This is a genomic window from Nocardioides sp. (genome assembly GCF_025965415.1).
In the GTDB taxonomy this organism is placed as follows: domain Bacteria; phylum Actinomycetota; class Actinomycetes; order Propionibacteriales; family Nocardioidaceae; genus Nocardioides.
The window spans coordinates 1-14,465 of the sequence record NZ_JAOPWY010000130.1; the positions used below are offsets into that span (position 1 = coordinate 1).

13 protein-coding genes, 1 tRNA gene and 2 pseudogenes are annotated in these 14,465 nt (G+C 71.8%); 2 read left to right on the forward strand and 14 right to left on the reverse strand.

The window, feature by feature from the left end; translation table 11 throughout:
* Positions 1-300 precede the first annotated feature (300 nt).
* Positions 301-374, reverse strand: a tRNA-Pro gene (locus JWN97_RS13710).
* A 209-nt stretch (positions 375-583) separates the two neighbouring features.
* Between JWN97_RS13710 and JWN97_RS13715 the strand changes: the two genes are divergently transcribed.
* Entirely contained in the window at positions 584-1,258 is a 675-nt protein-coding gene (locus tag JWN97_RS13715) for a M23 family metallopeptidase (RefSeq protein WP_297623469.1), read from the forward strand.
* Between the two features lie 12 nt (positions 1,259-1,270).
* On the opposite strand, the gene der is transcribed toward JWN97_RS13715, so the two are convergent.
* From der to JWN97_RS13770, 11 genes are all read right to left on the reverse strand, one after another.
* Positions 1,271-2,635 carry a ribosome biogenesis GTPase Der gene (gene der, locus JWN97_RS13720; RefSeq protein ID WP_297623472.1) on the reverse strand — a complete coding sequence of 455 codons (1,365 nt, stop codon included), beginning with the start codon at positions 2,633-2,635 and terminating at the stop codon, positions 1,271-1,273.
* A 6-nt stretch (positions 2,636-2,641) separates the two neighbouring features.
* The gene (locus JWN97_RS13725; protein WP_297623476.1) at positions 2,642-3,391 is read right to left on the reverse strand and encodes a lysophospholipid acyltransferase family protein; all 750 of its coding nucleotides are present in this window, start codon (positions 3,389-3,391) and stop codon (positions 2,642-2,644) included.
* The gene (cmk, locus tag JWN97_RS13730) at positions 3,388-4,095 is read right to left on the reverse strand and encodes a (d)CMP kinase (RefSeq protein WP_297623480.1); all 708 of its coding nucleotides are present in this window, start codon (positions 4,093-4,095) and stop codon (positions 3,388-3,390) included. Before cmk ends, JWN97_RS13725 begins: the two co-directional genes overlap by 4 nt.
* A gap of 11 nt (positions 4,096-4,106) precedes the next feature.
* On the reverse strand, positions 4,107-5,192 hold the full coding sequence (locus JWN97_RS13735; protein WP_297623483.1) for a prephenate dehydrogenase: 1,086 nt from the start codon (positions 5,190-5,192) through the stop codon (positions 4,107-4,109).
* A complete protein-coding gene (aroH, locus tag JWN97_RS13740) occupies positions 5,185-5,562 on the reverse strand; it encodes a chorismate mutase (protein ID WP_297623486.1) in 378 nt (125 codons plus the stop codon). The genes JWN97_RS13735 and aroH overlap by 8 nt, the downstream gene beginning before the upstream one ends.
* Positions 5,563-5,587: 25 nt before the next feature.
* Complete coding sequence (locus JWN97_RS13745; protein WP_297623489.1) at positions 5,588-6,388, reverse strand: pseudouridine synthase; 801 nt, start codon at positions 6,386-6,388, stop codon at positions 5,588-5,590.
* Positions 6,385-7,176 carry an SMC-Scp complex subunit ScpB gene (gene scpB, locus JWN97_RS13750; protein WP_297623492.1) on the reverse strand — a complete coding sequence of 264 codons (792 nt, stop codon included), beginning with the start codon at positions 7,174-7,176 and terminating at the stop codon, positions 6,385-6,387. Before scpB ends, JWN97_RS13745 begins: the two co-directional genes overlap by 4 nt.
* A complete protein-coding gene (locus JWN97_RS13755; RefSeq protein WP_297623510.1) occupies positions 7,173-8,054 on the reverse strand; it encodes a segregation/condensation protein A in 882 nt (293 codons plus the stop codon). The genes scpB and JWN97_RS13755 overlap by 4 nt, the downstream gene beginning before the upstream one ends.
* Before the next feature lie 14 nt (positions 8,055-8,068).
* Entirely contained in the window at positions 8,069-8,428 is a 360-nt protein-coding gene (locus JWN97_RS13760) for a hypothetical protein (RefSeq protein WP_297623494.1), read from the reverse strand.
* Positions 8,413-9,330 (reverse strand): ParA family protein, encoded by a 918-nt coding sequence (locus JWN97_RS13765; protein ID WP_363321292.1) that lies wholly within the window; start codon positions 9,328-9,330, stop codon positions 8,413-8,415. The genes JWN97_RS13760 and JWN97_RS13765 overlap by 16 nt, the downstream gene beginning before the upstream one ends.
* A 289-nt stretch (positions 9,331-9,619) precedes the next feature.
* Complete coding sequence (locus JWN97_RS13770) at positions 9,620-12,241, reverse strand: DEAD/DEAH box helicase (RefSeq protein WP_297623497.1); 2,622 nt, start codon at positions 12,239-12,241, stop codon at positions 9,620-9,622.
* A 281-nt stretch (positions 12,242-12,522) separates the two neighbouring features.
* Between JWN97_RS13770 and JWN97_RS13775 the strand changes: the two are divergent.
* Positions 12,523-12,621 (forward strand): annotated as a pseudogene (locus tag JWN97_RS13775) (ABC transporter); the annotation flags it as partial.
* 364 nt (positions 12,622-12,985) lie between these two features.
* Here JWN97_RS13775 and xerD read toward each other — a convergent pair.
* Positions 12,986-13,906, reverse strand: a complete 921-nt coding sequence (gene xerD / locus JWN97_RS13780; RefSeq protein WP_297623507.1) for a site-specific tyrosine recombinase XerD — start codon at positions 13,904-13,906, stop codon at positions 12,986-12,988.
* A gap of 19 nt (positions 13,907-13,925) precedes the next feature.
* A pseudogene (locus JWN97_RS13785) lies at positions 13,926-14,465 on the reverse strand (alanine dehydrogenase); the annotation flags it as partial.

The following is a 14,465-nucleotide window of genomic DNA, read 5'->3' on the forward strand; positions in this document are numbered from 1 at the left end:
CCACTCCTCGGATGCGATCACCAAGGAGTTCTACATCGAGAAGAACCAGTCCACACCCGACGTGACCCACCTCCTGCAGTCCTTCGCCGACAACGCGAGGACGACCACCTCGCAGCACTGACGTCGCGCCACCGTGCGCATCCACTCTCAGGGCCCGACTGCGCCATTTCCGCGCAAACCCGGTCTAGAGAGGTCGTACCGGAAGGGGTTTTCGGTACGTAAACGCGACACAAGGCGATCTGACTCAAGAAGCAAGTAGCCCCTGACCGACGTTTCCGCAGGTCAGGGGCTACTACTCGGTCGGGCTGACAGGATTTGAACCTGCGACCCCTTGACCCCCAGTCAAGTGCGCTACCAAGCTGCGCTACAGCCCGAACGCTCCCGGCACGAGGCCTGTGGAGCGTCCCGAACACTACCGCAGGCCTCCGGCCGCCACAGAATCGACCCGCCCATCAGGCCGCCTGGCCGGTTCCGCGGTGTCGATCGGGAGCCGGGCGTAGTCCGTGCGGGCCATTTGGCGGCGATCGGCTGACCGGGCCGGGGCGCCGGCACAGGATGAGTCATCAACCTGTGGGGGTCCACCGTGTCATCTCTGCCGCGCCAGGCCGGTCTGCTGGTCGCTGTCGTCGCAACAGCCCTCGGACTGAGCCTCCTCGCGCCCCACGCCGATGCCGCGACTCCCGAGACCGACGTGCGTGCCAGCGCCCGGCACAGCGCTTCCGCCGAGCTGGCGCAACAGCTGCGCGAGCGCCAGCAGAGCCTGCTGCTCCTCAACCGGCGTGCCGACGCGCGCGAGCGCGCCCTCGTGGGCCGCAAGGCCGTGCTCGCGACCTACGGCTACACCGGCGACCCGGACGACGTACGCGCCGTGCTGCCGCTGGCGTCCTACCGGCTGTCGGCGGGCTTCGGTCTCACCGGTCCGCTCTGGGAGGCCGAGCACGGCGGCCAGGACTTCGGGGCGTCCCTGGGGGACGAGATCGTCGCGGTCGCCGCGGGCGAGGTCACCGAGGTCGCCTGGTCGGGGCCCTACGGCCTGCGCACCATCGTCACGCTGCCCGATGGGACGGAGATCTGGTACTGCCACCAGACCGACGTCGCGGTCAGCACCGGCCAGCAGGTCGAGGTCGCCGACCCGGTCGGGACCGTGGGCTCGACCGGCAACTCGTCCGGCCCCCACCTGCACCTGGAGGTGCGCCCCGACGCCGGCAGTCCCGTCGACCCGATGGACTGGCTGCGCGCCGCGGGGCTCACGCCCTGACGTCGTACGGCGTCAGCGCTTGCGCTTCTCGCGCGGCTTCTGCTGGATCACGATCGGCGTGCCCGTGAAGCCGAACTCCTCACGGAGCCGGCGCTCGATGAAGCGCTCGTAGGACGCGTCGAGCTTGCCGGTCGTGAAGAGCACGAAGGTCGGCGGCGCCGTCGACGGCTGCGTGGCGAAGAGGATCCGGGCCTGCTTGCCGCTGCGCACGGGGTGCGGGTGCTCAGCGACGAGGCGACCGAGGAAGGTGTTGAGCGCGCCCGTGCCGATGCGCGTCTCCCAGCCCTCGAGGGCCTTCTCGATCGCCGGGACGAGCCGGTCGACGTGCCAGCCGGTGCGGGCGGTGAAGTTGATCCGGGGCGCCCACTTGAGCTGCACGAGGTCGCGCTCGATCTCGCGCTCGAGGTAGTAGCGGCGCTCCTCGTCGACCAGGTCCCACTTGTTGAAGGCGATGATCATCGCCCGGCCCGCGTCGCGGATGGTCTGGATGATCCGCATGTCCTGCTCGGAGACGGTCTCGCTGGCGTCGAGCACCAGGACCGCCACCTCGGCGCGGTCGATGGCCGTCGTGGTGCGCAGCGACGCGTAGTACTCGTGGCCGGAGGCCTGGTTGACCCGCTTGCGGATGCCCGCGGTGTCGATGAAGCGCCAGGTGCGGTCGCCGAGGGTGATCAGCTCGTCGACGGGGTCGACCGTGGTGCCGGCAGCGTTGTCGACGACGACCCGGTCCTCGCGCGCCAGCATGTTGAGCAGCGAGGACTTGCCGACGTTGGGCTTGCCGACGATCGCGATGCGGCGCGGGCCGCCGACCTCCTCGAAGGACTGCGCGGGGGTCTCCGGCAGCGCCTCGAGGATGGCGTCGAGCATGTCGCCCGACCCGCGACCGTGGAGCGCGGACACGCAGTAGGGCTCGCCGAGGCCGAGGTTCCACAGCCCGTAGGCCTCGGCCTCGGTGCGCTGGTCGTCGACCTTGTTGGCCGCGAGCACGACGGGCTTGCCCGACGCCCGCAGGATGCGTACGACGGCCTCGTCGGCGTCGGTGATGCCGACGGTCGCGTCGACCACGAAGAGCACGGCGTCGGCCAGGGTCACCGCGACCTCGGCCTGGGCACGGATGCTCTCGGCCATGCCGCGCGCGTCGGGGTCCCAGCCGCCGGTGTCGACGACAGTGAAGGCGCGTCCGTTCCAGTTGGCGTCGTAGTAGACCCGGTCGCGGGTGACCCCGGGACGGTCCTCCACGACGGCCTCGCGACGGCCGATGATCCGGTTGACGAGGGTCGACTTGCCCACGTTGGGGCGGCCCACCACGGCCAGGACGGGCGTGGGGCCGGCGTCGGCGGACCCGGCCGCGTCGCGCTCGGTGTCGTACTCAGTCATGCGAGATCACAGCTCTTTCGAATGCTCGACGAGCCCGGTGTCGGGGTCGTCCTCGGATTGTCCCGCAGGAAGGGGCCAGGGCAAGGATCGGCGCGTCTGCGAGAGGGCGCTGTCCAGCTCGGACAGCATGTGTCCTCGCAACAACACCGAGGTGGCCCGCACGTGTTCCCGGGTGCGCGGCCAGGGCTCCTGTGTCGTGTGCCACGGACGTCCGAAGACGAGGTCGATGTCGCTGCCGGGCTCGGGCAGGGAGCTCGAGCCGTCGGGTGACGGCCAAGTGCCGATCAGCGTGACGGGTACGACGGGGGCGCCGGTGACGAGCGCGAGGTAGGCCGCGCCGTGGTGGAACCGCTGGAGCTCGCCGCTGCTGCGGGTGCCCTCGGGGAAGATGCCGACCACTCCCCCGTCGCGGATCACGCGCAGGGACGTGCGGATCGCAGCGGGGTCGGGGGCGTAGCGGTCCAGGGGGATCTGGCCGGTGCGGCGCAGGAACCCGCCGACCCGACCCTCGAACATCTCGAGCTTGGTGAGCGCGTGCACGGGTCGCGGGGCGAAGGTCGCCAGCAGCGGGCCGTCGACGAGGCCCACGTGGTTGGAGGCGAGGATCACCCCGCCGCTCGCCGGGACGAGCTCGGGGTGGTGCACGGCGACGTGCCAGCGGCGACGCATCAGCCAGGCCGCGGACGGGCGGAGCGCGCGCAGCAGGCCGGTGGAGGGGTGGTCGGCGCTGCTCGCGGGGAGGTCGGTCCCGCTCACGAGCCCTCCCGGGCCCCCGACGAGGCGCGAGCGGCCAGGGCGACGATGGTGTCGATGACCTCGACCAGGCTCTGGTGGGTGCTGTCGACGTGCACCGCGCCCTCGGCCATCGTCAGCGGCGCCGTCGCCCGGCCCGAGTCGATCCGGTCGCGCGCCAGCAGCGACTCCTGGGTGCTCGCCACGTCGGTGCCGCCCAGCTCGGCCGCTCGCCTCTCGGCCCGCGCGTCGGGGTCGGCGCTGAGGTAGACCTTCACCTCGGCCTGCGGCCACACCACGGAGCCGATGTCGCGTCCCTCGACCACGATGCCGCCTGCGCCGATGACCGCGCGCTGGAGCTCGAGCAGCCTGGCCCGCACCTCGGGCACGGCGCTCACGGGGCTGACGGCGGCCGTGACGTCCTCTCCGCGGATCTCGACCGAGACGTCGACGCCGTCGACGGTGATGGTGGGTGCGAGCGGGTCGGTGCCGGACACGATCTCGGGGCGTCCCGCTGCCGCGGCGACCGCCGCCACGTCTTGTACGTCGACGCCCTCACGCAGCAGCCACCACGTGATCGCCCGGAACATCGCACCGGTGTCGAGGTAGCGCAGGCCCAGGCGCGTCGCCACGCCGCGCGAGGTGCTCGACTTGCCCGATCCGGAGGTGCCGTCGACGGCGATGACGAGGTCGGGCCTGCCGAGGGGGGTGGTGTCGACACTGCTCACGGGCGAGAAGGTTACCGGTGAGTGGTCCACCCGCGGGATTCGAGAGCGGCGAGCAGGTGCTCGGCGCTCCCCTGCTCGACCACGAGCTCGGTGAGACCGACCGGACGTCCGGGATCGTGGTCGATGTGGACGTCCTCGATGTTGACGCCGATCTCGCCCGCGTCGCCGAAGAGCCGCGCCAGCTCACCGGGGTGGTCGGGCACCGAGACGAAGACCGAGCGGGTCGGGCGCGCCGGGCCACCGTGCTTGCCGGGGATGGCGGCCGTGCCGGCGTTGCCCCGCTCGAGGATCTCGACGAGGTCGGGTCCGGCGTCGGCGGCGACCGCCGTCATCAGTGCGTCGAGGTCGGCGCGCACCTCCCCCAGCAGGTCGAGCACGGCACCCGAGTTGGCCTCGAGGATCTGCTGCCACAGCACCGGATCACTCGCAGCGACCCGGGTCACGTCGCGCACGCCCTGCCCCGACAGGGCCAGGTGCTCGACGGGTGCGGTCGCGAGCCGTCCCGCCACGAGCACGGCCGCCAGGTGCGGCAGGTGTGACGTACGGGCGACGGCGCGGTCGTGCTCGCCGGGCTCCATCCGGAGCGGGGCGGCACCGCACTCGAGGACCAGGGACTCCACGAGGCCCACGGCGTCGGGTCGGGCGCCGGCGTGCGGCGTCACCGCCCACGGGCGTCCGTCGAAGAGCGCGGCGCTGGCGGCCAGCGGACCGGAGCGTTCGCTGCCGGCCATCGGGTGCGACCCGACGTAGCGGGCCAGCTCGGCGGCACCGACCCGGGCGGCCACCTCGGCGAGCGGCGCGGCCTTCACGCTGCCGACGTCGGTGACCACCGCACCGGTGCGCCGGAGCGCGTCCACCGTCGCGTCGGCGATCGCCGCGGGCGGCACGGCCACCACGACGAGCTGCGGACGGTCGCCGGACGACGCGGGCCGCCCGGCACCGAGCCCGGACGCCGTGCGGATGTTCTCCTCGGAGGTGTCGCGCAGGACGACGTCGAGGCCGAGCCGGCGGCACACCAGCGCGATCGAGGTGCCGATGAGACCCGCGCCGACGACCTCGACCGGCCCGGTCAGGGCCGGCAGGAGGTCCTCAGTCATGGCTGGTCGTCTTCGTCAGGTCGCGGCGCAGGTTGGCCGCACCGTGGAGGTAGACGTGGGTGACGTCGGCGCGCGGCAGGTCGGTCTCCACGTGCGCCATCAGCCTGACCACGCGAGGCATCGAGCCCTCGATCTCGAGCTCGCGCGCGCACACGAGCGGGACGTCGGAGAAGCCGAGCTGGCGGGCGGCGTAGGCCGGGAACTCGCTCACCAGGTCGCTGGTCGCGGTGAAGATGATCGAGATGAAGTCGTCGACGACCAGGCCGTTGGCCGCCATCACGTCGATGACGAGCTCGGCCACCCGGTCCAGCATGTGCTCACGGGTGTCCTCCTCCAGCTGGGTCGCCCCACGCACTGCCCTGACTGCCACCCCCGCAGCCTAACGAAGGCGCGCCTCAGAGCTGCGCGCTGTCCATCAGCTCGCCGAGCTCGTCGAGGGACAGCTCGCGGATCTCCCCCAGCGGCAGCTTGCCGAGGCCCACCGGGCCGATCTGGGTGCGGGTCAGGCGCGTCACCGGGTGACCGACGTGCTCGAGCAGCCGCCGCACGATCCGGTTGCGGCCCTCGTGGATGACCAGCTCGACGATCGTGCGGTCATGGGCGTTGCGACCGTGGCTCCCGCTCACGATGCGCACGCTCGACACCGTGACGGGGCCGTCGTCCAGGGTCACGCCGGCCTTGAGCTGCTTGAGGACGCCCTTGTGGAGCTCGCCCTCGACCTCGGCGACGTAGGTCTTGTCCACCTCGTACGACGGGTGCGCGAGGCGCTGGGCGAAGTCACCGTCGTTGGTGAGGATCAGAAGCCCCGAGGTGTCGGTGTCGAGACGGCCGACGTGGAAGAGCCGCTCGGGCCGGTCGGCGACCAGGTCGCCGAGGTTGCGGCGGCCCTCCGGGTCGCTCATCGTCGACACGACGCCGCGCGGCTTGTTGAGCACGAGGTAGACGTGGGGCGAGATCGGCGGCAGCCGCTTGCCCTTCACCCGGACGACGGCGGTGTGCGGGTCGACCTTGGTGCCGAGGCGCGTGACGACCTCCCCGTCGACCTCGACGTGGCCGTCGAGCATGAGCTCCTCGCACTTGCGACGGCTCGCGACCCCGGACTGGGCCAGCAGCTTCTGCAGCCGGATCGTGCCGTCGGCGTCGGGCTCGGGACGGAACGAGGCCGGCTGGGAGGGATCGGCGTCGTGGGGCTTCATGACACCTCGGTCCCGCCGTCGGGCTCGGTGCCGGCGCCGCTGTGGGGCGAGGGGTGGTGGGCGTGCGCGTGCTCGGGGGGTGCGGGCTGCTCGGCGGCGACCTCCGGGGCCGGCGGTGCGTCGAGCCCGGCGACGCTCGCCAGCTCGTCCTCGAGGTCGTCCATGTCGGGGAGGTAGGGGGCGAGCTCGGGCAGCTCGTCGATCGAGCTGATGCCGATCCGCTCGAGGAAGTAGGAGGTGGTGCGATAGAGGTTGGCGCCGCTCTGCTCGTCCTGGCCGGCCTCCTCGACGAGCCCGCGCGACAGCAGCGTGCGCATCACGCCGTCGACGTTGACGCCACGGATCGCCGACACCCGGGCCCGCGACACCGGCTGCTTGTAGGCGACGACCGAGAGGGTCTCCAGCGCGGCCTGGGTCAACCGCGCCTGCTGGCCGTCGAGGACGAACGCCTCGACCACGCCGGCGAACTCCGGCCGGGAGTAGAAGCGCCAGCCACCCGCGACCGGGCGCAGGTCGAAGCCGCGACCCTGCTCGGCGTACTCCGCGGCCAGCGACTCCAGTGCGGCCTCGACGTCGTCGACGGGGTGCCCCACCACGGAGGCGAGCCGCACCTGGTCGAGGGGCTCGTCGGTCACCATCAAGATCGCCTCGAGGGCCGGCCGCAGCTCGGCGACGGCCACGTCCAGGGTCTCGACGTCCTGGGAGACGTCCTGGGCGACGTCCTGGGCGACGTCCTGGGAGCCGTCCTGCGGGCCCACGTCGGGCGTGGTGTCGGGCTGGTCGTTCACTGGTCCTCCTGGGGCTCGTCCACCGGGTCAGCGGCGGGCGGCATGTCTGCATCATCGTCGGCGGACGGCGTGCCGTCGAACTCGTCGTCGATCTCGACGTCGCCGTCCTCCGCGCCCGTCCACCGCACGGTCAGCTCACCCAGGGGCGTCACCTGGTCGAAGGACACCGAGCCCTCGCGGAACAGCTCGAGCAGGGAGAGGAACCGCGCGACGGTGGTGAGCCGGTCGGGCGAGTCGCCGCACAGGGCGCGGAAGGTCATCGTGCCGCTGCGGCGCAGGCGGTCGACGACGATCTGCGCCTGCTCGCGCACGCTCACCTTGGCGGCATGGATGTGGTGGAGCGAGACCTCGAGGACCGGCTTGGGCTCCATCGCCCGCGCCGCCAGCTGGGCGAACTGCTCGAGCCCGATGCCGATGAGCACCTCGGGGAGCAACGTCGCGAAGCGCTCCTCCAGCCCCACGGCGCGCGCGTGGCGGAGCGACTCGGAGGCGAGCCGCTCCTCGAAGACCGACGCGACCAGCTTGAACGCGCGGTACTGCATGAGCCGGGCGAACAGCAGGTCCCGGGCCTCCAGGAGGGCCAGGTCCTCCTCGTCCTCCACGTCCCCCTGCGGCAGCAGGCGCGCCGCCTTGAGGTCGAGCAGCGTCGCCGCCACCACGAGGAAGGACGTCGTCTCCTCGAGGTCCCACACGACGCCGAGGGTCTTGACGTGGGCGATGAACTCGTCGGTGACCTGCGACAGCGCGACCTCGGTGATGTCGAGCTTGTGCTTGGCGATCAGGCCGAGCAGCAGGTCGAAGGGTCCCTCGAAGTTGTCCAGGCGTACGGCGAACGCCGGGGCCTCGCTCCCGGGTTCGAGCGCTGCACCGGTGACCAGGTCGGGGGTCTGGCTCACTCGTCCAGCAGTCGCTGGACCAGGGGGCTGTCGACACCCTGGGCCTCGAGATCGGCGAGCACCAGCGCCAGGGCCTCGCGCACGAGTCGACCGCGGTCGACCGCCAGCCCGTGGTGGCGGCGCAGGGTCAGGCGGGCGTGCTCGATGTCGAGCAGCTCGTCCTCGGTGACGTAGACCGTCATCTTCTCGTCGTGGCGCACCCGGCCGCTCGGCCGCTTCGGGGCGGCCTCGGTGGCCTCGGTGTCGTCGGCGACGGCCCGGACCCGGCGGGGACGCTGCTCCGGGGCGGGCTGCTCGGTGTCGGTGGTGGGGCGGAACAGGTCGTCCGCGGCCGGCATGCTCACTCGGCGGGCCACCGGGTGAGCACCTCCCTCGCGAGCGAGCGGTAGGCGTCGGCGCCGGTCGAGGTCGAGGCGTACGACGTGATCGGCTCGCCGGCGACGGTGGCGTCGGAGAACTTCACGGTGCGGCGGATCACGGTGTGGAAGACGGTGTCGCCCCACGCCGAGACCAGGCGCTCCATCACCTCGCGGCTGTGCAGCGTGCGCCCGTCGAACATCGTGCCGAGCACGCCGTCGATCTCGAGCTTGGGGTTGAGCCGTTCGCGGACCTTGTCGATCGTGGTCTTGAGCAGCGCCACGCCTCGCAGCGCGAAGTACTCGCACTCCAGCGGGACGATCACCCCGTCGGAGGCGGTCAGCGCGTTGACGGTCAGCAGCCCCAGCGACGGCTGGCAGTCGATGAGGATGATGTCGTACTGCTCGAGCGCCGGCGCCAGGATCCGCTGGAGGGTCTGCTCGCGGGCGACCTCGTGCACCAGCTGCACCTCGGCGGCCGACAGGTCGATGTTGGAGGGCAGCAGGTCCATGCCCTCGATGCCGGAGGGGACCACGACCTCGTCGAGGGTGACGTCGCGCTGCATCAGCAGGTTGTAGATCGTTAGGTCCATCTCGTGCGGGTTGAGGCCCAGGCCGACCGAGAGCGACCCCTGCGGGTCGAAGTCGACCAGGAGCACCTTGCGCCCGAACTCGGCCAGCGACGCACCGAGGTTGATCGTGGTGGTGGTCTTGCCGACCCCACCCTTCTGGTTGCACATCGAGATGACGCGCGCGCCGCCGTGCTGGGTGAGGGGCGCCGGCTCCGGGAAGACCGGCATCGGGCGGCCCGTCGGGCCGAGCGGCGCCGTGGCGGCGACCTCGGCTGCGGCGTCGGGCTCGCTCACCGACTCGGGGGCGGGGCGTTCGAAGGGGATCGGCATGGTCACGGTGTGCTCGTCTCGGGGGGAAGGCTGGGCGGGCGGGTGCGGCTGAGGTCGTCGGACCATCGGCGGCATCTCGGACGCACTGCTCCCGACGTTCGAACCGGGAAATCCGCCCGCACCGCTCATGTCCGCTCCTCCACGCATCGACCTGGCTTTTCGACCTGACTCCGATTGGATCACGCCGGGAGCCGCGAGCTTTGTCGACACGTCGACAGTTGCGCGAATTGCTGTCACGACGGTGCAGCCACAGGCCCGACCTACGGTCGCACGGCTCCACTGTCGACCATCAACCGCCCAGGCGGCGCATCGCCACCGTCGCGAGCACCAGCTCGCCGGCCTCGTCGGTGGCGTCGCAGTCGACGATCGCCTCGATCACCCAGTCGTGGTCGGACTCCGGGTCGTGGATGGTCTGGCGCAGGTCGCGCACCCGCGACGTCAGGCCCTCCTCGGCGCCCACGGGCTCGCCGACGCGCTCCTCCCCGACCAGCAGGAGGTCGGGTCCGCGGGCGTCGCCGTCGGTGAGCACGGAGTCGTGGTCGGCGTAGTAGTCCTCGAGCGCCGCGTCCCAGACGGAGCGCCCGACGACGACCTGGCGCGGGGGGTCGGTGCGGTCGGCGGCGGCACGCTCGAGGCGTACGAGCGTGTCGAGGTCGTCGCGCGACACCGCGTCGACCCGGGCCCACATCGCGTTGCGCAGCATCACCCGGAACGGGCGCTCCTGCTTCGACAGCGGCCGGGGCGGTGGCGGCGGCTCGTGGTGCGCGACGGCGCTCGAGACGTGGTCGGGGTCCGACAGCGCCTCCCACTCGTCGAGGAGCGAGGAGTCGGTCTGGCGCACCGTCTCCCCCAGCCACTCGATGACGTCCTCGACCTCCGGGGCGTGGTGCGCCTCGGGCACGGAGTGGCGCAGCGTGCGGTAGGCGTCGGTGAGGTAGCGCAGCACCAGGCCCTCGGAGCGGGCGAGCTGGTAGCGGCCGACGAAGTCGGTGAACCCCATCCCGTTCTCCCACATCTCGCGCACGACCGACTTCGGCGAGAGGGCGTCCTCCGGGAGCCAGGGGTGGGTCTGCCGGTAGGTCTCGTAGAGGGCCTCGAGGAGCTCGCGCAGCGGCTGCGGCCAGGTGACCTCCTCCAGCAGCGCCATCCGCTCGTCGTACTCGAGCCCGTCGGCCTTCATCTCGCCGATCGCATCGCCGCGGGCGGCGTGCTGCTGCGCCATCAGGATCTGGCGCGGCGCCTCCAGCACCGACTCGACGATCGAGATCACGTCGAGGGCGTACGTCTCGGCCTCCGGGTCGAGCACGTCGAAGGCGGCCAGCGCGAAGTGCGCCAGCGGCTGGTTGATCGCGAAGTCCGCGGGCAGGTCGACCGCCAGCACGTAGCGGCGCCCGAAGCGGTCGACCTCCGGCAGCCGGGTGACGATGCCGGTGCGCACGAGGGAGCGCGTCAGTCGCAGCGCCCGACGGGCGAGCCGCAGCTGCCCGCGCCGGTCCTCGTGGTTGTCGGTGACCAGCCGTCTCATGACCGCGAAGGCGTCCTCCTCGCGGGAGATCACGTTGACCAGCATCGCGTTGTCGACCTTCATCCGGCTCGTCAGCCGCTCCGGCACCCCGGCCACGAGCTTGTCGAAGGTCTGCTCGGTCCACACGACCGTGCCCTCGGGCGCCTTCTTGAGCTGGACCTTCGACTTCTTCTTGCCCGCGGCCTGGCGGGCGGCGATCTTGGCCTTGGCCTGCTCGTTCTCGATGACGAACTCGGGAGCCTGTACGACGACGTAGCCGGCGGTGTCGTAGCCCGCGCGGCCGGCCCGGCCTGCGATCTGCTGGAACTCCCGCGTCCGGAGCACCCGCTGGCGGGTCCCGTCGAACTTGGCCAGCCCGGTGAAGAGCACGGTGCGGATGGGCACGTTGATGCCGACCCCGAGCGTGTCGGTGCCGCAGATGACCCGCAGCAGCCCGGACTGCGCGAGCGTCTCGACCAGCCGGCGGTACTTGGGCAGCATCCCGGCGTGGTGGACGCCGATGCCGTTGCGGACCAGGCGCGACAGGGTCTTGCCGAAGCCGGCGCCGAAGCGGAAGGCGCCGATCCGCGCGGCGATGGCGTCCTTGTCGACCTTGAGGCCCCCGCCGGCCGAGCCGAGGCGGGACTTGAGCAGGTTGGTCGCGTGCTCGACGGCCGCGGCCTGGGTGAAGTGCACGACGTAGACGGGGTCCTGGCCGGTGGTGACCAGCTCCTCCAGCGTGTCGTCGAGCGGTTCCATCGACCATCGGAAGCTCAGCGGCACCGGGCGCTCGGCGTCGTCGACCACGACGGTGTCGCGGCCAGTGCGGCGTTTCAGGTCCTCGACGAAGAAGGACACGTCGCCCAGGGTGGCCGACATCAGCAGGAACTGGGCGTCGAGCAGCTCGAGCAGCGGCACCTGCCAGGCCCAGCCGCGGTCGTGCTCGGAGTAGAAGTGGAACTCGTCCATCACGACGAGGCCGACGTCGGCCGCACGCCCCTCGCGCAGGGCGATGTTGGCCAGCACCTCGGCAGTGCAGCAGATGATGGGGGCGTCGGGGTTGACCGCGGCGTCGCCGGTGAGCATCCCGACGTTGTCGGCACCGAAGACCTCGATCAAGGAGAAGAACTTCTCGCTCACCAGCGCCTTGATGGGCGCGGTGTAGAAGCTCACCTTGTCCTGCGCGAGCGCCGCCACGTGGGCACCGACGGCCACCAGCGACTTCCCCGACCCGGTCGGGGTGGCGAGGATGACGTGGTTGCCGCCGAGGATCTCGATGACGGCCTCGTCCTGGTGCGGGTAGAGCGCCAGTCCCTGGTCGTCCACCCACCCGGCGAAGGCGTCGTACACCGTGTCGGTGTCGGCGCCCGTCGGGACCCGGGTGTCGAGGCGCACTGGGTCCGGCATGCGTCGATCCAACCACCAGGACGTCGAACCGGCGCAGGTGGCGCTGGTGAAACCGTCGTGGGCGCCGTGAAACCGCGGTGAAGCCGGGGCGCCGCACGCTCGACGGCATGCACACACCACACACCTCCACGCCCGCCGTGCGGGCCGAGGGCCTCGTCAAGACCTTCCAGCGAGCGGTCGACGGCCGTCCCCCGCTCATCCTCCTCGACGAGCCGACGACCGCCCTCGACCCCCGCACCCGGGGTCAGATGTGGAACACGATCTGCGAGCGGGGGGCGCACCTGCTCGAGCAGTTCGACCTCGCCGAGGCGGCCGCCAAGCCCATCTCGGCCTTCTCCGGAGCCATGCGGCGGCGCCTGGACCTCGCCGTCAGCCTCATCACCCGCGCGGAGGTACGACACCGCACCCCGGCGCGGCGCACGTCGGCCAGGGCCGCACGGGCGCCCGCGAGCGCCGACTCCTGCGCCCTGGCGTCCACGTCGTCGTCGGGGATCCCGAGCCGGTAGCCGCCGTCGAGGCGCCGGATGGTCCCGGGCGAGGTCGCGGAGCGGGCCCGCGACACCAGCACCTGCAACGCCTTGGCCGGGTGGACCGGCACGGAATCGGGCCAGATCTCCTCGACCAGCCTCCCGTCGCTGACGCCGGAGTGCTCGGCCACGAGCGCGGCGAGGAGCGCGCCCACCCGGTCCCCCGGCAGCGCGACCTCGTTCCACGAGACCCCGTCGAGCAGCCGCAGCCGAGTGGTCATTCCCTCGCCCGCGGGTGGGCGGTGGCGAAGACCTCGCGCAGGTTGTCGACCGTCACGAGCGTGTAGACCTGCGTCGTCGTGACGGAGGCGTGCCCGAGGAGCTCCTGGACGACTCGCACGTCCGCGCCGCCGTCGAGGAGGTGGGTGGCGAACGAGTGGCGCATCGTGTGCGGCGACACCGATGCGGTCACCCCGGCCCGCTCCGCCGCCTTCACCAGCACCGACCAGGCGCTCTGGCGCGACAGCCGTCCGCCGCGGGAGTTGAGGAACATCGCCGGGCCGCCCCGGCCCGCGCCGACGAGATCCGGGCGGGCCCGGGTCAGGTACGCCGCGACCGCCTCGCGGGCGTAGCCGCCCACCGGCACCAGTCGCTCCTTGCCGCCCTTGCCGCGCAGCAGCACGGTGCCGTCGACCGGGTCCAGGTCGTCGATGTCGAGACCGACCGCCTCGGAGATCCGCGCCCCCGTGCCGTAGAGCAGCTCGAGCAGGGCCCGGTCGCGCAGCGCCAGCAGGGTGTCCGGCGCCCCGGCCGCGTCCAGGATGGCCTCGACGTCCGACAGCGGCAGCGCCTTGGGCAGCCGCTTGGCCGGCGTCGGCGGCTTCACGGCCGCCGCCGGATCGGCCTGCGCCAGGCCGTCGGACACCGCGAACTTGTGGAACCCGCGCACGGCCACCACGGTCCGCGCCGCCGAGGTCGCGCTCAGGGGCTGGTGGCCCTCGCTCCCCTCGCGCAGGCTGACGAGGAACGCGGCCACCGTCGCCTCGGTGACCGCGTCCAGGTCGTCGATGCCCTGGGTGGCGAGGAACTCGTCGTAGCGGGCCAGGTCACGCCGGTAGGAGCTGAGCGTGTTGGCCGCGAGGCCGCGCTCGACCGCGAGGTGGTCGAGGTAGGTGCGTACGGCGCGGCCCAGCGTCACCCCACCAGTCAACAGGTTGTCACCGCAGGATGGTGTCGAGTCCCACCGACTCGATGCCGACGGCGTCACCCACCGGGCCGTTGGTCAGCTGGCCCGCGTGGGTGTTGAGGCCGAGCGCCAGGCTTCGATCGTCGCGCAGTGCCTGCATCCAGCCCTTGTCCGCCAGTGCCACGACGTAGGGCAGCGTCGCGTTGGTGAGGGCGTACGTCGAGGTGTTGGGCACGGCGCCCGGCATGTTGGCCACGCAGTAGAAGACCGAGTTGTGGACCTCGTAGGTCGGGTCGTCGTGCGTGGTGGCGTGGGAGTCCTCGAAGCAGCCGCCCTGGTCGATCGCGATGTCGACGAGCACCGAGCCCGGCTTCATCCGCGAGACCAGCTCGTTGCTGACCAGCTTGGGAGCCGCGGCGCCCGGGATCAGCACCGCGCCGATCACCATGTCTGCCTCCATGACCTGCTGCTGGATGGCCAGCTTGGAGGACGCGAGGCAGTGCACCCGGTTTTTGTAGCGCCATAACGACATCCGCAGCTTTTCGAGGTCGGTGTCGAGAAGGGTCACGTC

Bases quoted from the DNA above. Each gene is read 5' to 3' on its own strand.
- der (WP_297623472.1), bottom strand. From the start codon at position 2,635: ATGACTGAGTACGACACCGAGCGCGACGCGGCCGGGTCCGCCGACGCC.
- JWN97_RS13735 (WP_297623483.1), bottom strand. From the start codon at position 5,192: ATGACTGAGGACCTCCTGCCGGCCCTGACCGGGCCGGTCGAGGTCGTC.
- JWN97_RS13745 (WP_297623489.1), bottom strand. From the start codon at position 6,388: ATGAAGCCCCACGACGCCGATCCCTCCCAGCCGGCCTCGTTCCGTCCC.
- JWN97_RS13765 (WP_363321292.1), bottom strand. From the start codon at position 9,330: ATGCCGATCCCCTTCGAACGCCCCGCCCCCGAGTCGGTGAGCGAGCCC.
- JWN97_RS13770 (WP_297623497.1), bottom strand. From the start codon at position 12,241: ATGCCGGACCCAGTGCGCCTCGACACCCGGGTCCCGACGGGCGCCGAC.